18 protein-coding genes are annotated in these 21,184 nt (G+C 43.2%); 6 read left to right on the top strand and 12 right to left on the bottom strand.

Going from position 1 to position 21,184, the window contains the following annotated elements:
* Positions 1–34 precede the first annotated feature (34 nt).
* The 5 genes from R1T43_RS11755 to R1T43_RS11735 form a co-directional block, all read right to left on the bottom strand.
* Entirely contained in the window at positions 35–3,115 is a 3,081-nt protein-coding gene (locus R1T43_RS11755; protein ID WP_317349074.1) for an efflux RND transporter permease subunit, read from the bottom strand.
* Positions 3,102–6,446: an efflux RND transporter permease subunit gene (locus R1T43_RS11750; RefSeq protein ID WP_317349071.1), complete on the bottom strand. Its 3,345-nt coding sequence runs from the start codon at positions 6,444–6,446 to the stop codon at positions 3,102–3,104. The genes R1T43_RS11755 and R1T43_RS11750 overlap by 14 nt, the downstream gene beginning before the upstream one ends.
* Positions 6,447–6,469: 23 nt before the next feature.
* A complete protein-coding gene (locus R1T43_RS11745; RefSeq protein WP_317349069.1) occupies positions 6,470–7,546 on the bottom strand; it encodes an efflux RND transporter periplasmic adaptor subunit in 1,077 nt (358 codons plus the stop codon).
* Positions 7,547–7,731: 185 nt separating this feature from the next.
* Positions 7,732–8,139 (bottom strand): OsmC family protein, encoded by a 408-nt coding sequence (locus tag R1T43_RS11740; RefSeq protein ID WP_013784307.1) that lies wholly within the window; start codon positions 8,137–8,139, stop codon positions 7,732–7,734.
* Between the two features lie 26 nt (positions 8,140–8,165).
* Positions 8,166–9,038: a S1 RNA-binding domain-containing protein gene (locus R1T43_RS11735; RefSeq protein WP_317349065.1), complete on the bottom strand. Its 873-nt coding sequence runs from the start codon at positions 9,036–9,038 to the stop codon at positions 8,166–8,168.
* Positions 9,039–9,103: 65 nt separating this feature from the next.
* On the opposite strand from R1T43_RS11735, the gene R1T43_RS11730 reads away from it, so the two are divergent.
* The 4 genes from R1T43_RS11730 to R1T43_RS11715 all read left to right on the top strand — a co-directional run bounded on the left by R1T43_RS11730 (position 9,104) and on the right by R1T43_RS11715 (position 12,426).
* Positions 9,104–9,832, top strand: a complete 729-nt coding sequence (locus R1T43_RS11730) for a 5-oxoprolinase subunit PxpA (protein ID WP_211070818.1) — start codon at positions 9,104–9,106, stop codon at positions 9,830–9,832.
* 98 nt (positions 9,833–9,930) lie between these two features.
* Positions 9,931–10,635 (top strand): 5-oxoprolinase subunit B family protein, encoded by a 705-nt coding sequence (locus tag R1T43_RS11725; protein ID WP_317349062.1) that lies wholly within the window; start codon positions 9,931–9,933, stop codon positions 10,633–10,635.
* Positions 10,625–11,557 carry a biotin-dependent carboxyltransferase family protein gene (locus R1T43_RS11720; RefSeq protein ID WP_317349060.1) on the top strand — a complete coding sequence of 311 codons (933 nt, stop codon included), beginning with the start codon at positions 10,625–10,627 and terminating at the stop codon, positions 11,555–11,557. The genes R1T43_RS11725 and R1T43_RS11720 overlap by 11 nt, the downstream gene beginning before the upstream one ends.
* Positions 11,558–11,559: 2 nt before the next feature.
* The gene (locus R1T43_RS11715; protein WP_317349059.1) at positions 11,560–12,426 is read left to right on the top strand and encodes a D-amino acid aminotransferase; all 867 of its coding nucleotides are present in this window, start codon (positions 11,560–11,562) and stop codon (positions 12,424–12,426) included.
* 137 nt (positions 12,427–12,563) lie between these two features.
* Here R1T43_RS11715 and R1T43_RS11710 read toward each other — a convergent pair whose 3' ends face one another.
* Together R1T43_RS11710 and R1T43_RS11705 are read right to left on the bottom strand one after the other, a co-directional pair.
* Positions 12,564–13,571: a LacI family DNA-binding transcriptional regulator gene (locus tag R1T43_RS11710; RefSeq protein WP_317349057.1), complete on the bottom strand. Its 1,008-nt coding sequence runs from the start codon at positions 13,569–13,571 to the stop codon at positions 12,564–12,566.
* An 84-nt stretch (positions 13,572–13,655) separates the two neighbouring features.
* Entirely contained in the window at positions 13,656–14,249 is a 594-nt protein-coding gene (locus R1T43_RS11705) for a gluconokinase (RefSeq protein ID WP_211070823.1), read from the bottom strand.
* Between the two features lie 259 nt (positions 14,250–14,508).
* On the opposite strand from R1T43_RS11705, the gene R1T43_RS11700 reads away from it, so the two are divergent.
* The gene (locus R1T43_RS11700) at positions 14,509–15,849 is read left to right on the top strand and encodes a GntP family permease (protein WP_211070824.1); all 1,341 of its coding nucleotides are present in this window, start codon (positions 14,509–14,511) and stop codon (positions 15,847–15,849) included.
* A gap of 215 nt (positions 15,850–16,064) precedes the next feature.
* Here the strand turns inward: R1T43_RS11700 and fur are convergent, their stop codons facing one another.
* Positions 16,065–16,490 carry a ferric iron uptake transcriptional regulator gene (gene fur / locus R1T43_RS11695; protein WP_057792126.1) on the bottom strand — a complete coding sequence of 142 codons (426 nt, stop codon included), beginning with the start codon at positions 16,488–16,490 and terminating at the stop codon, positions 16,065–16,067.
* Between the two features lie 314 nt (positions 16,491–16,804).
* Here fur and R1T43_RS11690 point away from each other — a divergent pair, with 314 nt between their 5' ends.
* Positions 16,805–18,811: a methyl-accepting chemotaxis protein gene (locus R1T43_RS11690; RefSeq protein ID WP_317349051.1), complete on the top strand. Its 2,007-nt coding sequence runs from the start codon at positions 16,805–16,807 to the stop codon at positions 18,809–18,811.
* A 105-nt stretch (positions 18,812–18,916) separates the two neighbouring features.
* On the opposite strand, the gene fldA is transcribed toward R1T43_RS11690, so the two are convergent.
* The 4 genes from fldA to R1T43_RS11670 form a co-directional block, all read right to left on the bottom strand.
* A complete protein-coding gene (fldA, locus tag R1T43_RS11685) occupies positions 18,917–19,441 on the bottom strand; it encodes a flavodoxin FldA (protein ID WP_013784294.1) in 525 nt (174 codons plus the stop codon).
* A gap of 29 nt (positions 19,442–19,470) precedes the next feature.
* Positions 19,471–19,689 (bottom strand): DUF2788 domain-containing protein, encoded by a 219-nt coding sequence (locus R1T43_RS11680; RefSeq protein ID WP_057792124.1) that lies wholly within the window; start codon positions 19,687–19,689, stop codon positions 19,471–19,473.
* Between the two features lie 110 nt (positions 19,690–19,799).
* A complete protein-coding gene (locus R1T43_RS11675; protein WP_317349047.1) occupies positions 19,800–20,582 on the bottom strand; it encodes an alpha/beta fold hydrolase in 783 nt (260 codons plus the stop codon).
* 119 nt (positions 20,583–20,701) lie between these two features.
* Complete coding sequence (locus R1T43_RS11670) at positions 20,702–21,103, bottom strand: H-NS family nucleoid-associated regulatory protein (protein WP_062086422.1); 402 nt, start codon at positions 21,101–21,103, stop codon at positions 20,702–20,704.
* Between the last annotated feature and the right edge of the window lie 81 nt (positions 21,104–21,184).

Here is a 21,184-nt window from a genome sequence, read left to right as displayed (position 1 = left end):
CACTATTTACAGCTTAGTCTTTGCAACTACGCTATTACACTTTAATAAGTTTAGCTATTCTAGCTTGCCCGTTAACTATCATTCGCTGAGTATTAAAACGCAGCTTTAGAAGTAACACATAAGCAAGCGGCACCAAAAATAAACTGGTCATGGTGGAGAACACTAGCCCACCAATAATGGCAATTGCCATTGGCGAGTAAGGCGGTCCGTCGCCACCTATTCTTGTTGCACCCATTGCTAGCGGTACTAGACCGAGTACGGTTGTTGCCACTGTCATCAAAATAGGTCTAATACGAGATTGTGCCCCCAGCACAACTGCGTCATACAGGGTTATTCCCTCATTAACTAGTTGGTTAATTCTATCTACTAACACAATCCCGTTGTTCACCACTATTCCCATAAGTATTAGCATACCTATCATGCCCATTATTGACATGGGAGTACCAGTGACCATAAACGCCCAAAAAACGCCAGTGAATGAAAAGAGTAACGACGTAATCACCGAGGTAGGCAACACTAGCGATTCAAATAGCGCAGCCATCACCACATAAATCATGCACAAAGCGAGCAGCATATTCATTTGCATCACGCCGTTGGCCTCATCTTGACGTGAAAAACTGCCATCAAGCGTCCATTGGTAACCCGTAGGTAATTCGATGTGCGCTAGAGCTTGTTGAATGCGTACTTTCGCGTCTTCTATGGTGGCGTCGTCTTGTAAGTTGGCACCAATAGCTAACGCCGTTTGCCGGTAACTTCGATTAATTTGCGAAAGTTGCTGCACTACCGAGAAATCCGCCACCATTGCCAGGGTGATTGCTCGGTCTTGATTAAAACCAATATTAATATGCTTAAGTGCATCAAGTGATTTTTGAACATCGCTGCCATAGCGAAGTTGAACATTAACTTCACCCGCATCTCCATACCGAAATGTGCGTAAATTAGCGCCTCTTAATGCTGTAGCTACAAGCTGAGCTACGTCACTCACTTGAATGCCTAATCGGTTTGCCTTTTCTCTATCTATTCGAATTTGAAGTTCGTCACGTTTAGAACCCGTATCGGCTTTCACGTCGGTGAGGCCATCAATATTAGCGAGGATAGGAATAAGGCGCTCTGATATTTCTAGCAAGGTATCTGAAGATTCACCCAACAAAGTAATGCGAACACCGCCGCCATTGCCACTGTCCCATTGAAATGAGGGGCGAGCTCTTACAAAGGCTGGCATGTTTTCCCGAATATCTTCTTTAATAGCCCCCACACTGACAGGAAGGTCGTCGTTTAGGGTTATTCCACTTACCGCATGTCCTGGCGTAAAGTAGGTATAAACCTGCTTGATATGGAAGCGTTCTTGGTTTTCATATAAAAACGCCTCCATTTTATCCACCGTTTTTTCTACTTCATCAAGCGTATAGTTTTGAGTAACGTGATAATTAAGCCATATACGTTCTTGGTTATCGTTACCTTCATCGTCAGAGGTGACGACCTGCATAGGAATGATAGTAGAGAGTAGAATACCCAAAGCAATCAGTGATGTTTTTCCTTGATTTACCATTACCCATGACAGAATTCGACCATACCTCGAAATATAGCCTGGCGTACTGTTTTCCTTCGCTTCGGGAATCGCTATTTTTGTAGTTAGCAAAGGGATCAAGGTTTTAGCGATAAACAACGAGGCGAATAGTGAGATACAAATGGCTATGGCGACGTGCTCTAAAAATATTGTGACATCAATTTTCACTCCAACAATATTAGGTAGAAATACAATGGCCGTAGTCGCGGTTCCTGCAATAACCGCTAAGCTGACATTGTTAACCCCACGCTGAGTGGCGCGGCTAATGTTGTTATCTTGTTGTCGTTCTTGAAAGATACTTTCGGTAATAACCACCGCATTATCAACCAACATTCCCACCGCTAACATTAACCCCATTAAGGATAAAATATTTAGGGTGTAGCCCAATAAGTACATTACCCCTAAGGTGATACAAATGGAGAAGGGGACCGAAAGCACCACAATTAATGTCGTCGTCAGTTGGCGTAAAAACAAATACAGCACCACGATAGAAAGTAATGCGCCTAATAACCCAGCACTTAGCAAATCAGACAGTGATGAGGTTACACTTTTTGCCACATCGTCCATGACAAACAGGTTAATACCGGTAAACGCAGGGTCAGACTTGGCTTCCTCAATCACTTCCATCACGGCAGACGACACTTCAACTAAGTTACTGCCAGACTCTCTGAAAATATTAAAGCCTACCGCAAAGGTTCTATCTAGGTGACGACCTTCGCTTTGCTCCGGCAATTCGAAATTGATGGTGGCGATGTCGGACAGTCGCACATTGGGTGAAACCCACATGTTTTCGAAATCGGCCATGTCGGTAAATTCCCCAACGGGGTTGACGAGTATTTTCTCGCCGTTGTCGTACATGTAGCCCGCGGTTAAAGAAAAGTTGGCGTCTTGCAGCTTTTGCCCTAAAGCAGTGACATCAACTTGATAGGCGGTCATTAATTTCGGATCTAACCGAATGGTAATTTGCCTTTTAAGTGTGCCGTAAAGTTCCACCTTAGACACACCGGCAACACGCTCAATAGGGCGCTTTAAGTTGCGCTCTAGTAAGTCATACGCAAGAGATAAATCACGGTCGCTCGATACCCGTAGTTGGAAAATAGGCATATCATTGGTGTTGAACTTGTACACCATGACACGCTCTACATCTGCAGGAAGCAGGTGACGGATAGCATCAATTTTTTCTCTGGCTTCTACACTTTTGGCTTTAAGGTTCTCATCCCAATCAAACTCAACGATTATTTCCGCTTTATTTTCATACGACCTTGCGCGCAAACGTTTAATTCCCGACATGGTGGCGATGGCTTCTTCCACCGGACGAGTGATCATGGTTTCAATTTCTACCGGCGTGGCATCGGGGTAGGGCACCTCAACCACCATTTCAGGAATATCGATACCAGGGAATTTTTCTAGTGGCAGTAACTTCCCAGAGACTGCGCCGAACAGCAGCATGGAGATAAACACCATGCCTATGGTCACCGGGCGGTTTAACGCAAAACGTGCTAATGATGCGCCAATACCCTTTATCGTACTTTCATTAGGCGTTTTCATACGTGCCTCCCGAAACCGCTGAGTCTTGGTTTTTAACAACCACGTTTGATGGCTTTTTATCGAAAAGACTGTAAAGCACCGGCAGCAGTATTAGGGTAAGCAAGCTCGAAAATAGCAATCCAAAAATGACGGTAATGGCCATAGGTGTGCGTATTTCAGCGCCTTCACCTAATCCGAATGCCATGGGCATCAAGCCTAAAATAGTGGTAAGGGTTGTCATCACAATGGGGCGTAAACGAGTTTTTCCTGCATCGATGATGGCTGCAGTTTTTTCCATGCCGTTAGCACGCAATTGATTAATGCGATCAACCAACACAATGGCGTTGTTAACCACTATACCGCACAACATAATAAGCCCAATAAACACCACCACATTTAATGGCGTATTGGTAAGCCATAAGCCATACACTGAACCGGCACCAGCAAGGGGAACCGCAAACAATATAAGCAATGGATGCAGTAGTGATTCAAATTGCGACGCCATCACCAAGTACACCATAAAAATAGCCAGTGCTAAGGCAAATTGCAGCGACCTAAAGCTATCTTGCATATCTTCACTTTGCCCAGTCACCGTTGCATCCATCGACAAGGGAAGTTGCGTGTTGTCCAACACCTTATTGACCAAGGAAACGGCTTCATCCAGCTTCCCTTTTGCTAAATTGGCTGAAATTAATGCCACACGCTGTTGGCCAATGCGCGTAATTTCACTGGGGCCAACGCTCATGTAAACATCGGCAACGGCACCAAGGGGAATAGGTTGTGATGCATCAGGGTTTACGACAATGGCGCGTACATCGTTTATGTTGTCGCGCTGGCTGTCTTTGGTTCTTACCAGTACATCAACTTTTCTATCTTCAAGGCTATATTGCGTGGCAACACGGCCACCAATTTTCGCGGCAATTAAAGACGACACCGTGGCAGCATCAAGACCTAAACGAGAGAGCTTGGCATGATGAAACTCAATTTTTAGTTCTGGGTTACCTTCACGAATACTGGTAGCAATATCGGTTAAGTTGTCGTGTGTACCTAGCTCGTGGGCAATTTTATCGCTATAGGTTTGAAGTTGGCGTAAATCATATCCACTGACTTCAACTTGAATAGGCGAGGCAAAAGTAAACAGTTCTGGCTCAGTAAAGGTAGCTTGAACATTCGGGTAACGGTTAAGGGCATCGCGTAGAGCCGCCTTTACCTTATCCATATTGCTACTCGCGTTTGTGTTTTCGCCCGCGCTGGTATCGGCATTAGGGTTCATTACAATATTGAGTCTTCCCCAATGATCGCCACCTTGACTAGGCGCGGCACTAATCAAACTTCCTGTACCCGACATAGCATAAGTTCTTGCTACGTTTGAATCTGCCGCGGCTATTGCCGATAAGTTCGATAATGTTGCATCTGTCGTGCTCAGTGGTGTGCCGGCGGGGAGAGTAATATCTACCGAGAATTCACCTTGCGACATTGTGGGAATAAGCTCCATACCTAATTTAGGGACAAGAAGCAGCGCACCACCTGCTGACACTAAAGCTACCACGACCACAAGCGTTCTGGCCTTCAAGCTAGCAATTAGGGCACCGTGATATGCTTTCTCTATAGCATTAAAGCCCTTGTTGAATACCCATACCAATGGCGTAAATAATAGCGACAAGCCCTTTGCAAGAATATGCCATGCACCGATTACTAAGGTAATTAGCGCAGCAGGCAAATACACAAACACAAAACGAAGTACCATTGAAAAAGGCCATTTTACAAAATAGACAATTTTCCCAAGCAAAGTAGTGGGTCGGGCTTTGGCGGGCGATGAAAACGTATCTTCGTGGGCAAGCTTTGCTTTTTGCTTTCTTCGCGCCATTGCAGGAATAAGGGTAAGTGCTACAACCAACGAGGCGGCTAACGCAAAACTGACAGTTAACGCTTGATCTTTAAACAGCTGGCCCGCTATGCCTTCTACAAAAATAAGCGGTACGAAAACGGCCATGGTGGTTAATGTAGAAGCAACGATGGCGCCAGAGACTTCCTTAGTGCCCGATGCAGCGGGATCATCAGCAACAGCATCGTTTACCAACTTGGCTTGCTTGCGCTTTTTATGGCGATCGATGTTTTCTAACACCACAATACTGTTGTCGACAAGCAAACCCACGGCCAGTGCAATTCCACCTAAACTCATCATATTTAGGCTGATATCATTGGCGTACATTAGGTTAAAGGTGGCAATAACCGATACTGGAATTGACACAGAGATGATGACCGTAGTCCAAAAATCTTTAAGGAATAGGTACAGCACTAACATGGCAAGCAGACCACCCATTATTGCTGCAGATTTAACATTATCAATGGCTTGCTTTATAAACACACTCTGATCGTATATTTGCGTCAGTGTGTAATTCGAAGGTATGTCATTTTCAATTTCACTAAGACGAGAGGCTATTTTCTTGGCTACATCTACCGCATTTGCATCGCCTTCTTTGTATATCGCAATCTCAACCCCTTCATTACCATTGAAGCGGGTTACCACACTACGATCTTTATAAGCACTTTCTACACTAGCCACATCTTTTAATTGAATATTTCTACCTTCGAAACGGCCAATAAAAAGGTTTTCAATTTCGGTCAGGTTTTCAAATTGATTCAGGGTGCGCACTAAGAATGCTTGAGCATCGCCTTCAATACGACCACCCGCAGCGTTTACATTTTCGGCTTTAATACGATCGATAATACGGGTAATAGGAATAGATAACTGACTCGCTTTACGTTGGTCGATAAGAATGTGTACTTCGTTTTCAAGACCACCGCCAACACGCACAGCAGCAACACCTTCAACAGATTCGAGGGCCCGTTTCACTTGCTGCTCGCCGTATAACCGTAGCCTTTTCATTTGGGCGGTAGACAGTTGCCCCGAGAGCACATCTTCAGTAAGCCCTAGCTTGATAACCGGATCTAAACTTGGGTTAAAGCGCAACAGACGAGGTTTCTCAATATCGAGAGGGAGTTGAAGTACATCAAGTTTTTCCCGTACTTCTAAGCTCGCGAAATCCATGTCGGTACCCCATCTAAACGCCATTACCACGTCTGATTGACCGGCTCGTGAAGTAGAGGTGACTTTTCTAACCCCTTTTACAACGCCAATAGCTTCTTCAATAGGCTTAGAAACAAGTTGTTCCACTTCGCCTGGGGCAGCGCCCGTATAATCGGTTCGAATAGTTAACGTGGGGTAGGAGAGATCGGGCAGTAAATTAACTGACAATCGACCAAGTGAGACCATACCAAACAACAGCACAGCAAAAGTAAACATAGACACGGCAACTGGGCGTTTAACCGCTATATCAACAATACGCATGGTATATCCTTTTTATAGCGGGCTTAGCCGTTGACTACATCTACAGGGGCTTGGTCTTTTAAGTTTTGGTGGCCAGCGGTAACGACTTTCTCGTCACCTTGTAAGCCGCTTAACACTTCAATCATTTCGTCTTGTTCAAAGCCAGTAACAATGTCGACTTTTGTGGCTATGTTGTCTTTAACAACAAAGACGCTATGTTGATTGTCCATCGTGATAAGGGCACGACGTGGAAGTAGCGTAGCGCTATTGTGGAGTGCATATTCGAGAGCCACGTCGGTAAACATGCCCGCTTTTAAAACGTGTTTTTCATTCGGCACTGCAAGGGTGACTTTAAATGTGCCAGTGGCAGCATCAATAACGGGGCTAATTCGCTCGACAGATGCAGTTAACGATTTATTACCTAGTGCAGCAACAATAAGGGTTGCGGGTTGACCTACCGCCACATTTTGTAATTCGTTTTCAGGTAAATACACTACACCTTGTAAATTCTGCTGTTGCACAATATGGAACATGCGCTCTCGCTGGAAAGACTCAGTCAGGTTACCTACTTTGGCATTACGAGAAGCAATAAAACCACTGATAGGGGCAGTAATGGTGGTTTCTTTTAAATCTAGTTCAGCAAGATGAACCGATGCTTTGGCTGACTCATATTGAGCGGTCAGTTTGTCGTAGGTATCTACACTGATAAGGTTTTTAGAATACACTTTGTTTACTTTATCTAACTCACGCTCAAGACCAGTTAAATCTGCCTTTGCCTTCGCAAGATTAAGTTCGTATCTGCGTTTATCTAGTTGCGCAAGCACTTGGCCTTTTTCAACGTAGTCGCCTTCTTCTACCACTATCTGTTCAATAATGCCTGACGCTCGTGCTACCACAAACGCTTCTTCTCTTGCTTCCAAAATAGCGGTAGTAGTATACGTGGAGCTGATTGAACCATTGGTTACTGCAGCGGCTTCTACCGGTATAGCTATCACCGCTTCAGAAATTTCTTCTGTGGGGTTTATCGCATCGGCGTCGGTACACGCACCTAGTAGCAAAGATAAAGAAAGTATGCCGCCAGTAAGGGACAGTGTGCGAAGAGTGTTAAACGAAGCGTCCATGGTCAAATACCTGATTGTTGTCGTTAATTATTAGTTTATTACCAACTTACAGCAGCAACCATGCCAGTAAGTGTAAGAAGATGTTTATATGTTTATAATCAGTTGGTTAGCTTGTTTTTGGTGGGAGAATAAAAAAGGGCCATCAATCACTGATAGCCCTTTACACTAATAGGTGGCGTATTAGCCTAATTGTGTGTGGATTCAACTAAGGTATAGCTGGTGGTGATCTCCACATTGCCGGTAAGCATTAACATTACTGAGCAATACTTTTCAGTAGAAAGTTGTACTGCACGTGCTAATGCTTTCTCGGTCACGCTGCTTGCTACCACTGTGTAGTGAGCATGAATTTTTGTGAATACCCGTGGGGCGTCATCAGCACGATCGGCTTCTAATTCACATTCACAGCTTTCAATTTCGTGACGACCCTTTTTAAGGATGTCTACCACATCAATACTGGAGCAGGCGCCAACGGCTAACAATACTGATTCCATTGGTGATACTGCATTTCCACTACCGTCCATGACGGTTTTATACCCACTGTCGGTTGTACCGGTGAAAGTGAGGTCTTTATCCCATGAAACTTGAGCTTTCATTGTACTTCCTACCTATTAGTTCCTGCTTACGATTGGGTGAGACGAACGGCGTCTGCGCCAATGGTGATTTTCTTTTGTTTGTACAACGCGCCTAATGCTTTTTTATACGCGGCTTTACTTACATTAAAATGCTGGTAAATAGCATCGGGCGGACTTTTGTCCGTGAGTGTTGAAATACCACCGTGGGCTTCCAAATCATCTAAGATGGCTTGCTGCAAGGCATCACGAGTTTCCTTATCATGACGCTGTAACACCACGTCAATCTTGCCATCTTCACGGATGGTTTTAACTACGCCATCAGTAGATTGCCCTACTTTTAGCGGTTTAAATGCATCACTATGAAATATTAGGCCTAGGGCTCTCTCGTTCAATACCACTTTGAAGCCTAAGTCAGACTTGGCATAAACCAAGCAACTTACATTTTCACCTTCGCTAAGATAGGCGCTGCCTTCTTTAAGGAAGTAGTGCAAACGGGTTGCACCTAAAATTCGATTTGTTTTTTCATCAAAGAAAGCGTGAACAACGTAATACATACCGGGGTCAATAGGCGATTCTTGATAATCGGCGGGTATGAGTAAGTCGTTCTCTAAGCCCCAGTCAAAAAAAGCGCCAAAGTGTGTAGCAGAAACCGCTTTAAGTACCTTGGTTTCACCTACTTGTATGCGCGGTGGCTTCAAGGTAGCAAAAAAATCGCCGCGCTGATCGGTAGCCACAAACACATCTAGGGTTTGTTCCACTTCCAACGGCGTGGTTACTTCGTCGTGAGGTAAGGTTACAGTAGGCATATCATCGCTACTGTAGTCGGTTGAATCTACATTATCGGTAAGTGGCGCTAATGCATAGCCGAACGGATATTCCGCTACCACTTTTAATGTATTAATTTTTCCAATATTTATCATTAACACTGACTTTTAAAAAAGAACAGGTAACATGATATCGGATTGAGGTTAAGAGCTAAACACTTATGAAGTTAAATTGCGATTTAGGTGAAAGTTTCGGTGCATGGCAAATGCCTGTAGACGCCGATATTATGAAATTTATCGACCAAGCTAACATTGCGTGCGGCTTTCATGCCGGTGATCCCGTGGTGATGAAACAAGCTTTGTATTTGGCTAAAAACAGTAATGTTGAAATAGGCGCGCATCCTTCTTATCCCGATTTACAAGGGTTTGGACGTCGAAGTCTCGCTATGCCAATAAAAGAACTGATAGCCTGTGTTCAATATCAAGTCAGTGCATTGATGGGTATGGCCAGTATCGTTGGCGTGCCAGTGAGCTATGTGAAACCCCATGGTGCGTTATATAACGATATGATGCTTGACCCTCAAGTGCGCACTGCAGTTATGCAAGCTGTGGGTAGTATTAATAAAGGTCGATTGGGATTGATGGTGCAATCACACGCCCACAATGAAGCGCTGGTGCTCGAAGCACAAGAATATGGATTGTCGCTAATATTCGAAGCGTTTTCAGATCGACGATATACCGATGAAGGTTTTTTGCAGCCCCGCTCACAAGAAGGCGCAGTGTTAACTGCCGCAGAAGCGTTAACGCAAGCAAAGCTTTTGATTGAAGATGGGGAAGTCATTACCGTTAGCGGGCAAAGATTGCCATTACAGGCTGACACACTGTGCGTGCATGGCGATACCGCCGGTGCAGTTGACATTGCGCAACAAATTCGTGAATGCATGAAATAGACGGTATGAAGGCACAAGCGCATTCACTTTTTACTTAATAAATCACATAAATGCCTTAACGTCGCCACAATTTCACCCTTTTTATTAAGGATATTACTATGCATCCCTTTGGGGATATTAAGCAGATTGTACCTGCTGGTTTAGATGCCATACTTTTGTATTTCGCGGGCGACACGGTAGATATTGCCAATGCGCGATGTCAGCATTGGTTGCATGCCATTACGAACTTGGCGTTTCCGTGGCTAAAAGAATGCGTGCCGGCATACGATTCATTGCTATTGGTTTTTGATGCTCACAAAGTGGATAGCCATTATGTTTATCAGATGCTTCGCTCAGTGGCAGCGCAAGATCCAAAGATAAGGATAAATGCTACTGACGGTATTAGCGTGAAAACTCATGAAATACCCGTGTGGTACGGCGCAGAACCGGCTAACGACTTAGCGTTGGTTAGCCAGAAAACGGGCTTAAGCGAGCAGGATATTATTGATGCTCATATCAGCATGACTTACAAAGTTTACGCTGTTGGATTCGCGCCAGGTTTTGCTTATATGGGGAACGTGCCCGACACCTTGCACTGCGCTAGATTAGAAACGCCACGAAAGCAGGTACCAAAAGGGGCGGTTGCCATTGCCGATGCCCAAACCGCTATTTACCCTTCGTCATCGCCTGGTGGCTGGCATTTGTTGGGTTTATGCCCACTAAACTTAGTGGATACTAGCCATAACGCGCTTTTAAAAGTAGGTGATAATGTAAAGTTCGCGCCTATTTCAGAACAGGAATTCAGAGACTTGCATGAAGGTTAGTGTTGAACAAAATGGTTTGCTGAGCCTAATTATCGACGGTGGGCGGCAAGGTAAACAGCATCAAGGCTTTTGTCAGTCAGGCCCTATGGATGAAGAAGCATATTGGTGGGCGAATTATCTCGCTGGTAACCAAGAAAATACGCCGTGTATTGAAATTATAGGGTGCGCAGAATTTGTATTTGATACCAACGGGCAGGTGGCGGCTACCGGTCGCAATGTGGTTTGCCTGGTCAATGGTCAATCGGCTTGCCCATTTGAAACCATCTTTGTTAAAGCGGGTGATAGGGTATCCATTGACAGTGAACACATGGGCAGCAAAGCCTATCTAGCTATACAAGGGCGGTGGCAAGTGCCATCACCTTTAGGCAGTGCGTGCACGGTTTTGCGTGAGGGGATAGGCGGCCTTGAAAACAAAGGTGCACCGTTAGGGGTTGGCGATTCCATCGACATTGAAACCCCAACATTACGCAGTGCTCACAGGGCGCTGGCACAGAAGCACTGGCCGCGATACGACTTGAACCAACCCTTAGCGTTAATACTTGGCTACCAAGAAGACAAATTTAATGCTTCTGAAAAAGGGCGGTTGTTTTTAAATGAGTACACGGTAACAACGAATATTAATCGTATGGGCTATCGATTGACTGGTGCCCCCATTCATAGCCACATTAGTAAAATGCGCTCTGAAGCAATACACATTGGCGCGATGCAAATTCCGCCCGATGGGCAACCTATTGTGATGATGCGAGATAGACAAACCTTAGGAGGCTACCCTAAGCTTGGCAGCGTAAGTTTGCTTGATGTTAATCGTTTAGCACAAGCCGTGCCGGGGGAGACTGTTACTTTCATAAGTCAGCACTACGACGATGCTCGCGCCGCATTTTTATTGAATTGGCAAAAACGACTTCGCCTTACAGGAGAATAAGAGTGACCATTGCATTTTTAAACGGCGAATTCATGCCGTTATCAGAAGCTAAAATATCCCCCATGGACCGAGGCTTTTTGTTCGGTGATGGGATTTATGAAGTTATACCCACTTATCACGGGAAGGCAGTGGGTATGATAGGCCACTTAAGCAGAATGCGTGATGGATTAGCCGCAATTTCTATCACTAACCCTTATAGTGCACAGCAATGGCAGCAAAACCTAGATGGGCTTATTGACGCCAATGCTAGTCATTTTCCAAGCGGAAACATTGGCGTGTATTTTCATATTAGTCGAGGCACGGACACTAAGCGTTATCATGCCTACCCGCAAAATATTACGCCCACCGTATTTGGTTTTGCATTTGAAATTGCGCCCGCTCAACCCCTAGAAGCGGATAAAGTTAAACCGTTCACAGTAGCGCTTGAAGAAGATAAACGATGGCAGCGATGTCATATCAAATCAACGTCATTGTTAGGTAATGTCATGCACTTTCAGGCGGGAGTAGAGAGTGGCGTTCAAGAAACTATTTTGCACAATAGTGACGGCATTATTACTGAGGCGAGTTCATGCAACGTTTTCATGGTAAAAGATAACGCTATTTTCACCCCACCATTAGATAACCAGCTTTTACCTGGGATCACCCGCCAAATAGCGTTAGAAGCATTTAAACAAGCGGGCTTGGTAGTAGAAGAAAAGTGGTTCACCACGGAAGATTTATTTAACGCAGACGAAGTCTGGTTAACATCTTCAAGCAAAGAAATTGCGCCTGTAATTGAAGTTGATGGTAAAACCATTGGTACTGGTGAAGTGGGGACGATGTGGGAGAAAGCCATAAAGGCTTATCACAATTATAAGTTTGAGGCTTAGGGCATAGAGTTAAAAAACTTACGTTAAAAGCTCAAACTTGGGGCTTAAAACGAAACGCTTGATGTTTTAAGCCTGAACCTAAGTCTGTTAATACTGCTGTAAAATGAAGGGTAGGGAAGCGCAAACAGGCAAAATGCCTAGGCGGTTTCCCTTAATTTAATGTGATAGGGGAACACTTTACTTGTTTCGCTTACACTTTTACCTTCGATAATAGATATCAATGAGCGGGTGGCTAATTCAGCCATCTCCCTTCTTGGTGTGGATACCGTGGTAAGGGAAGGGTAAATAGCTTTCGCAAAGCTCAAATCGTTGAAACCACATATATCAATGTCTTTTCCCGGTTTGATCCCCCGGCGATTACATTCCATTACAGCTCCGGCTGCAAGCTCATCACTAACAAAAAATATGGCATCTAAGTCTGGCCATTTGTGAAGCGATTCAACTAGCAATTCAGCGCCCGCTTGAAATGAGGCATCAGCACGTGACTGAAGGCACATATCATCTTGCAACTGTGCATTATGAAGGGCCTGCTCCCAGCCTCGTTTTCTAAGTACAGCACGCCAATCAAGCAGCAATGAACAAAAAGCAATTTTCTTTCTGCCCTTCACGTTTACTAAATAGTCCGTCATTTCTTTTCCCGCATTGAAATGATCTACACCATAATTGACGTCGAAAGTAGAGTCCGACATATCCATTATTTCAGCAACCGGCGCATTTGTATTTTTTAACATTCTTATGGTTTCATCGGTATGGCGGCTAGACGTGAGAATGAAACCTGAAACCGCTTGCTGAATATAAGATTCAACAATTCGTTCCTCTCCCAATTCTGAATAGGTAGCGTCACCAATCATTAATGCATAGCCAAGTTCATCAGCAATAGTTTTTGCACCTGAAACTACATCGTTAAAGACATTGTTCCCAAATGAAGGCAGTAGCAATGCAATCGTTTTATTGTTTTGAATAGATAAACTTTGTGCGGCGCGGTTGGGGATGTAATTTAAGTCCTTAGCCGCTTTCTTTATTTTCAGCGATAACGCTTTAGAAATGCTACTTGAATCTTTAAGTGCGCGAGAAACCGTAGTTTTGTGAATACCTAAATGTGCTGCGATATCTGAAATGGTGGTACGTTTCTTTATATTTTTCATAGGGTATATTCAATTTTTATTATTAGTGCGCAGTTTACATATTAAGCCGTGAGGAGAGCGCTATAGGGCTGTATTAAAAGGGCCTTAATCCAGGGGTAATGTCGCCCTTGTCACTGAGCTGATAAACGTTTTGCAGGTAGCCACTACCTCATCGACACTTTGTGTCACGTCTACAAAGAAAGCCTCATCTTTAGTGGGTACTTCAAGGGTAGAAAACTGACTTTTGAGCATATCATCGCCCACAAAAAAATGCTGTCTTTGTTTAAGCCTCTGGCCAATGGTATCGGTAGAGCCATGTAAGTAGATGAACCTTACATTTGATTGAACGCCTTTAGCTAATGGATTTGTTTTCTCTTCAGTTAGCTCTTCAGCTTGCCTACCTGTTAGCCCTTCACATAATATTGCTCGATAGGATGCTTTAAGCGCTGAACAAGAAATAATAGCGCTTTGATCATTTGCCAAATGCTCTTTGGCTATTTTATTCAAGTGCGTTAGCCAGTCCCATCTATCGGCATCTTCTAACGGAATACCAGCAGACATTTTTTCTACGCTAGCGGTAGGGTGATAATTATCACCTTCCTCAAAAACGAATCCCAGTTCAGAAGCCACACGCTCGCCGATGGTAGATTTCCCTGTGCCTGAAACCCCAGTAATAAAGAAAACGGTATTTGCAGTCATTCAACTACCTTTTTGATTCAATGCTAAGCAATGAGCCCGACACTACGTTAATTAATTTAAAATAAGCATAATTCGGAAACCGGTTGCGTTCAAGGTTTCTTTATAATAGTGTTACGGCGAATACATAATTTGTTAACGTTGTGTTGCATGGGGTAACAACGGGTTGCCTGAGGTGTTCTCTGTCTACTAAATAATAAAAATTTTCATCGTGTACCTCAGATTTTTACGTGCCGCTAATTGCAGGTTATAGGGAAGAAACATGTCAGATACTTTTTCACTTCTTTTTTTCGCCATCATCAGCATTGTGCTGCTGGCCTATTTGGTTATTGCTAAAAAAGTACATGCATTTATTGCCATTATTATTGCAGCAGCTTTTGTAGGATTAGGCACGGGAATGGACGCCACAGAAGTGCTCAATTCAATGCAAAGCGGAATGGGAAATACCCTTGGATTTGTTGCCACTATAGTGGGGCTAGGCGCAATGTTCGGGCAATTCTTAGAAGAGTCGGGTGGTGTGGATAGACTGGCGCTAACCATCAAACAGAAGTTCGGTGAAAAAAATAGCCAATGGGCACTGGTAATAACCGGTTTCCTTGTGGCGATACCTGTGTTTTTTGAGGTAGGACTTATTATATTAATGCCGTTGATTTATTCAATGGCGCAAAAAACCGGTAAGTCGTTAATTTATTATGGCATTCCTTTAGCTGCAGGGCTTGCGGTTACCCATGCCTTTATTCCCCCCACGCCTGGGCCAGTTGCCGTGGCGTCTATTTTGAATGCTGATATAGGCCTAGTGATTTTATTTGGTTTTATTGTTGGTGTGCCATGTGCCTGTATTGCTGGCCCAATTTACGCATCGTATATCGCCAAAAAAATCCATGTGCCAGTGCCGGAACATATTAGAAATATCGAAGCTAGACCAGTAGAAGCATTGCCCTCATTTTCATTAGTGGCCGCTTTGTTATTCTTTCCTCTTGTAGTGATCCTCATCGGGTCAATTGCGAAATTTGTGCTAGCCGATGGCATAGTAAAACAGGTATTTATTTTTGTTGGACATCCATTCATCGCACTCACCATCGCGACCTTGGCATGTTTTAAGTGGCTGGGTAAAAACCAAGGTTTAAGTGCAGATCAAGTGAGAAATGTGGCATCGAAAGGGTTAGAGCCAGTTGCACTCGTGATATTAGTGACAGGTGCGGGTGGTATGTTCAAACAAGTATTAATCGATTCGGGGGCAGGACAAGCTTTTGCTGATGTGGTGGCACTTTCACCCTTACCACCGCTTATGGCTGGCTTTCTTATTGCCATTTCCGTAAGGATCATTCAAGGCTCGGCAACCGTTGCCATGTTAACGGCTGCAGGTCTGATGGCACCTGTGGTAAATGCACTGTCGTTATCACCATCTTTATTAGCGCTAATGACCATCTCTATCGCTGCTGGAGCAACCGCTATGTCTCACGTAAACGATACGGGATTTTGGATCATTAACCGATATTTCGATATCTCAGTAAAAAACACCTTAATTTCCTGGACCTGCATGGCAACTATCATTGGCGTTGTCGGACTGATGCTAACACTCCTTTTAGCCTTGTTTGTCTAGGATAAATACACATACACATGCAGATACTTTTTATTGATGTTTACTTAGGGTGATCTTGAGAGATTAGGAAAAATTAGGAAACCGGTATCCATTATTTCGGCCACGCGAGCTCGCGCGTTATGCCAAATATCTTGTTCGTGGTTTTGAAAGAAAAACAAAAAGGCCCTTCAATTTACATTGAAGGGCCTTCTTTATTTCGTAATGCGTTGCGGTAACTAGTCGTTACCTTCGCAATTGCCATCTGTACATTCACCATATAGATACAGGCTATGATGGGTAAGCTTAATATTATGCTTTTTCGCAATCATATCTTGGCGCTGCTCAATAATATCGTCTTCAAACTCAATTACCTTGCCGCATTTAAGGCATACCAAGTGATCGTGATGTTCTTTGTGGCTTATTTCAAAAACTGATTTGCCACCTTCAAAGTGATGGCGATTCAATATGCCCGCATCATCGAATTGGTTTAGCACGCGATATACTGTTGCAAGACCAATCTCTTCCTCTTGTTCGATCAGAATCTTATACACGTCCTCGGCACTGATGTGTTGATTTTGTGGTTCTTGCAAAATTTGCAAAATCTTGAGACGTGGCAGGGTTACTTTTAAACCTGCTTTTTTAAGTTCTTTATTCTGATCCATTACAACCTACTGAGAACGAGATGTTTATCAATGGAGCTATTATAGGTAACTCGTCAGGATTTAAAAGTAAAACTGCTGTTTCTTGTTCGGTACGATGGAAATTCGAACGAATTAGCAATTCTTATAAGAGTGGCTTGTCGGTAACTAAACTGTCTTCTGAGGACAGACCAGTTTGTAAGTCTCAGTTATTACTAATGATTAATAGCATCTATCCAAACTGCAAGTGCATATTTTTAACATTCTGTTAAACTTGTTGCAATAATGGTAAAACGAGGTTTGTACGTAGATTCCATCGCGTACTTTGAATTATGCCAATGCAATTAACAGTTATAAATAAAATAAAAATCGGTTTTGGCCTTTTTGGTTGTTTGTTACTTCTCACAAGTATTCTTTCTTATTTCGGTTTAAACGACATTAGGCGTTCAGCAGAAGACGTGGTTGAACGCAAAATGCCAGCCCAAACCAGCATGCTTAAAGTGAAAACCGAGATTCTGGCGTTATCTGTGGTTACCGCAAATGGTTTTCACGAAAATACGCCTAGCGCTTTGTCTGAAAATCAACAAGAGTTCGAATCTTTGTCGAATGAGTTTGTTGATGATCTTGATAACTTAACCATTATTCTGCCGGGCAATAGCATTGCGGTAGAAGCAGTAGAGGCAAGCTTAGCTTACGTAGCAAACAGTCATGATATGTATGCCGCGTTAGCGAAGCGAATGGCGTTGGAAAGCGCGTTAGGCGACAAATTAAATGAGGTGTTGAGCGCGGCAGATGAAGCAAGCGCTTTAATGTTAGATTTATCCTATTTAGAGTCAGACAGTCCAAGCTTAGATACATTAATTGGTGCGGGCACCAATATTGATAATAAGCTGCTTACCACCACTGATTCGTTCAGCGAACTTGCCGCCAGTGTAGACGCACAAAACACCGCTAATATTATTGACGATATAAAATATCAAATTAGTAATATTACGGTAGATAAAGATTACATAAACCGCCTTGCACTTGATATTGATGATGGAGGCACGGTAGCCGCTTTTAATGAACAATTTGCCTTAGTTATTGATAACGTCAATGGCACCAACGGTTTGGTGGCATTGCAACAACAGAAGTTAACTGAAATAGCCTTAGCACAAACAAAAAAAGACGAAGCGTTAGCGTCGTTGCAATTAGCGTTAAGCAGCATTAATACCTTATTTGATAGTGTGCAGTCTGAATCTATCCAAGGACAAAATGCTATTCTTGAATCGGTGCAAACCAACTTAGTTAAAAACTTTGTTGTGGCAGTTATTGGCCTGATTGCAGCTATCACGTTAGGTGTGCTGGCAACCCGCAGTATCTCTACGCCCCTTGGAAGAATCAATGAAGGCCTAACCCAATTAAGTAAAGGGGATTTAAGCCACACGCTGCCTGAAATAGGGAATGATGAGTTTACGGCGCTTTCTGTCAAAGTGAATAGCTTAACTAATAGCTTGCGAGAGTTAGTAGGGAATATTTTAGAGCAAGAAAAGCGCTTAATTACTATTACTAAAGAAAGTGTCGCATTAGGTGAAAAGAGCTTACAAGGTGTGGATGAACAACGTAAACAGGTAACGGTGATTTCCACCAATACCCAAGATGTTCAAAATACAAGCCGTAGCAATTTAAGCCAAATCAATGACGCCATGGAAGCGCTGCATACGGTCACCGCGCAAAGTGAAGAAATTAGTGAGTTAGTGGCGCAAAACCGCAGTCAGGTAGACAGTCAAGCCCGACAGGCTGAAGCATCCGCTGACATCATCAATCGTTTAGATGGGCATTCACGCAGCATAGGCAGCATTCTGGATGTTATTAAAACCATTGCAGAGCAAACTAACTTATTAGCACTTAACGCCGCAATTGAAGCTGCCAGGGCAGGAGAGCAAGGCAGAGGCTTCGCTGTGGTAGCCGATGAAGTGCGCACCTTGGCAAACCGTACGCATAACTCGACAGAAGAAATTGAGTCTATGATTGGCAATCTTCAAAAAGATGCCGAGAAAGCGGTAAAAGCAATTAATGCGGGCAGAGAACAAGCCCAGGAAGGGGTAGAAATTACCCAACAGGTGTCGCAGCAGGTTGAAAGTATTCGAGAAATTATTGCTCGTTTAAGTCAAATAAATGAGCATATTGTTTCAGATACCCAGCAGCAAGATGTTTTGCTTGCAGATGTTGCGTCAAGCTTGAATACCATTGTTACATTGGCTGATTCTAGTGCCCAAAGTACTCGTCAAGCCAATGAGTCGACTATGATGCTAGATGCTCAAACTGACAGCCTTAGAAGAGCGGTAGAACGTTTTCAGCTTTAGTCCTGTGAAGTATTAAAGAGTTATTTAAAAACGCTAACAAAAACGCCGCTAAAATAAGCGGCGTTTTTATTACTCATCAGCATGAAGCTGAAAAAACTATTAAAGCTAGGCTAACTCAGACAAACACAGTTCGTCGTGAATTTGCTTACACCATGACTTAACACGCGACTCGGTAAGCTCTGGCTGACGGTCTTCATCAATGCCTAAGCCCACAAAGTGGTTGTCGTCTGCCATACCTTTAGATGCTTCGAAATCGTAACTCTCGGTAGGCCATTGTCCTACTAAGATGGCGCCACGGCCTTCAACGATATCGCGAACCATACCCATAGCATCAAGGAAGTATTCTGCATAGTCTTCCTGATCGCCACAGCCAAAAATAGCCACGAGCTTGTCGGTAAAATCAATGTCTTCTAGTTCTGGGAAGAAATCATCCCAGTCACACTGCGCTTCACCATAGTACCAAGTAGGGATCCCGAAAATAAGCAAATCAAACTCTGCTATATCTTCTTTGCTGCTCTTGGCAATGTCTTTTACATCAATTAGCTGTTTACCCAGTTCCTTCTGGATCATTTTCGCAACATGTTCGGTATTACCGGTGTCACTTCCGAAAAACAGGCCAACGCTTGCCATATCAAACCTCTATTATTCGTTACTAGTTACTATACACCTGTGCTTAGCCAGAACCATTCAATGATTCCCTTTGCTAGGAAACCAATGGCCCCTAAGCCTAATACCCCATAGGTCACAACACGCCCAATTAACGGCACATTATTTTTCGATAGGACATCGTGTACCGCAAAGCTCATCAATACAAATAGTATAAATAAACCGCCGTACAGCATGATGGTTTCAATTAGCTCAAAGTTTTCTGCAAGCATAGTGTCTTTATTGGAAAAAATCTGGCGCAACTATATCACAGTATATACGCCTAGCAGAGTCAAAAAGGGTCAAAAAAAAGTAATAATAGTCATTCGCATCTTAGATGGCGCTAACTTGGTGTCTTTTCTAATGTGCGAGCCACAATTGCATTGAAAACACTTGGTTTCTCAGCATGTAGCCAGTGCCCTGTACCCTCAATAATGTGTGCCTTGGCACCAGGAAAGTATTTTGCAATTTCCTTCCTATAAGAATTATTAATGTAATCCGACTCGGCTCCTTTAATAAACAAGGTTATCCCTTCAAAGGTCAAATTACTTTGAGGCCAATCAAGTATTCGTGAATAACTTTCAATTAATCCATCAACATTAAAACGCCATTGCCACTCATCGTTATCAGTTTGGTATAGGCTTTTAAGCAAGAACTGCTGTACACCAGGTTCTTTAACGTATTCAGAAAGGGCGGTTTGTGCCTCTTTTCTATCACTTATTGCGTCTAGAGGAACATTTTTAAGGCCATCGAACACCGCTTGATGACTATGTGAATATTTGACGGGGGCAATATCTGCCACTATTAAATGGCTAACACGGTCTGGGTTTAATAACGCAAATTGCATTACCACTTTACCGCCTAAGGAATGCCCTAAAAAGGCAGCTTTATCAACCTGGTTGTTATCGAGTATTTCAACAATTCCCGTTACTGCGGCTTCCAACGAAAACCCGTCAGTCCAAGGGGATTGCCCATGATCAGGTAAATCTATACTAATAATATTATAAGTGCTTTCAAAATGGCGTTTAACACCTGCTAAATTGTCAGCACTACCAAACAAACCATGAACTAACACTAGCCATGGTGAATTTTTCTGGGCTTCAGATAATTTGAAATGCAAAGACACTTTATACCCTATTAAAAATAGTAATTAAGACTAGTAGTGGGGGGAAATTTAAAAATGACAAGAGATAGGGTGGTTAGCAGTAAACTAATTCACTGCTAACCCACTTTATAGCACTAGCACTACGCGTTTACTGAATAGTCTTCCAACGACTTTCCGCTTTCAAGTGCTTCTTTGTATACGCGAGGCATACGACCAATACCTGTCCAAGGGTGGGTAACACCTTCGCTATCCGTTAATTTGTATTTAACTGGACGCTTTTTACCTACCTTTTTAGGGGTGTCTTCATTTAATGATTGTAAGTCTTCAAAATTTAAACCCGCTTCTTCCATTTGTTTTTTAATTTCTTCAAGCTTGGCGCGTTTTTCTTGACCGACTTTTTCTTCTTCAAGCGCTTTTTCTTTTCTTTTATCAATAATGTTTGCAAGTTTTTCTTGCACAGTTTCTAGCTCTTGAATGCTTAATTCCTTTACAGCACCTTGTAAACGTCTTCCATGGGTTAAAATATCTAAAAATTCGTTCATTTAATAACCTTAGCGTTTCGTAGTGGATTTTTCGGGCGAATCATAATTAAATTTAGCACAAAAAAAAAGCGGAGAGAGTCC

The organism is Alteromonas sp. CI.11.F.A3 (genome assembly GCF_032925565.1).
Classification (GTDB): Bacteria; Pseudomonadota; Gammaproteobacteria; order Enterobacterales; family Alteromonadaceae; genus Alteromonas.
This window is presented reverse-complemented; position numbering and strand designations above follow the sequence as displayed.

Bases quoted from the DNA above. Each gene is read 5' to 3' on its own strand.
- R1T43_RS11755 (WP_317349074.1), bottom strand. From the start codon at position 3,115: ATGAAAACGCCTAATGAAAGTACGATAAAGGGTATTGGCGCATCATTA.
- R1T43_RS11750 (WP_317349071.1), bottom strand. From the start codon at position 6,446: ATGCGTATTGTTGATATAGCGGTTAAACGCCCAGTTGCCGTGTCTATG.
- R1T43_RS11745 (WP_317349069.1), bottom strand. From the start codon at position 7,546: ATGGACGCTTCGTTTAACACTCTTCGCACACTGTCCCTTACTGGCGGC.
- R1T43_RS11740 (WP_013784307.1), bottom strand. From the start codon at position 8,139: ATGAAAGCTCAAGTTTCATGGGATAAAGACCTCACTTTCACCGGTACA.
- R1T43_RS11735 (WP_317349065.1), bottom strand. From the start codon at position 9,038: ATGATAAATATTGGAAAAATTAATACATTAAAAGTGGTAGCGGAATAT.
- R1T43_RS11730 (WP_211070818.1), top strand. From the start codon at position 9,104: ATGAAGTTAAATTGCGATTTAGGTGAAAGTTTCGGTGCATGGCAAATG.
- R1T43_RS11725 (WP_317349062.1), top strand. From the start codon at position 9,931: ATGCATCCCTTTGGGGATATTAAGCAGATTGTACCTGCTGGTTTAGAT.
- R1T43_RS11720 (WP_317349060.1), top strand. From the start codon at position 10,625: ATGAAGGTTAGTGTTGAACAAAATGGTTTGCTGAGCCTAATTATCGAC.
- R1T43_RS11710 (WP_317349057.1), bottom strand. From the start codon at position 13,571: ATGAAAAATATAAAGAAACGTACCACCATTTCAGATATCGCAGCACAT.
- R1T43_RS11705 (WP_211070823.1), bottom strand. From the start codon at position 14,249: ATGACTGCAAATACCGTTTTCTTTATTACTGGGGTTTCAGGCACAGGG.
- R1T43_RS11700 (WP_211070824.1), top strand. From the start codon at position 14,509: ATGTCAGATACTTTTTCACTTCTTTTTTTCGCCATCATCAGCATTGTG.
- fur (WP_057792126.1), bottom strand. From the start codon at position 16,490: ATGGATCAGAATAAAGAACTTAAAAAAGCAGGTTTAAAAGTAACCCTG.
- R1T43_RS11690 (WP_317349051.1), top strand. From the start codon at position 16,805: ATGCAATTAACAGTTATAAATAAAATAAAAATCGGTTTTGGCCTTTTT.
- fldA (WP_013784294.1), bottom strand. From the start codon at position 19,441: ATGGCAAGCGTTGGCCTGTTTTTCGGAAGTGACACCGGTAATACCGAA.
- R1T43_RS11680 (WP_057792124.1), bottom strand. From the start codon at position 19,689: ATGCTTGCAGAAAACTTTGAGCTAATTGAAACCATCATGCTGTACGGC.
- R1T43_RS11670 (WP_062086422.1), bottom strand. From the start codon at position 21,103: ATGAACGAATTTTTAGATATTTTAACCCATGGAAGACGTTTACAAGGT.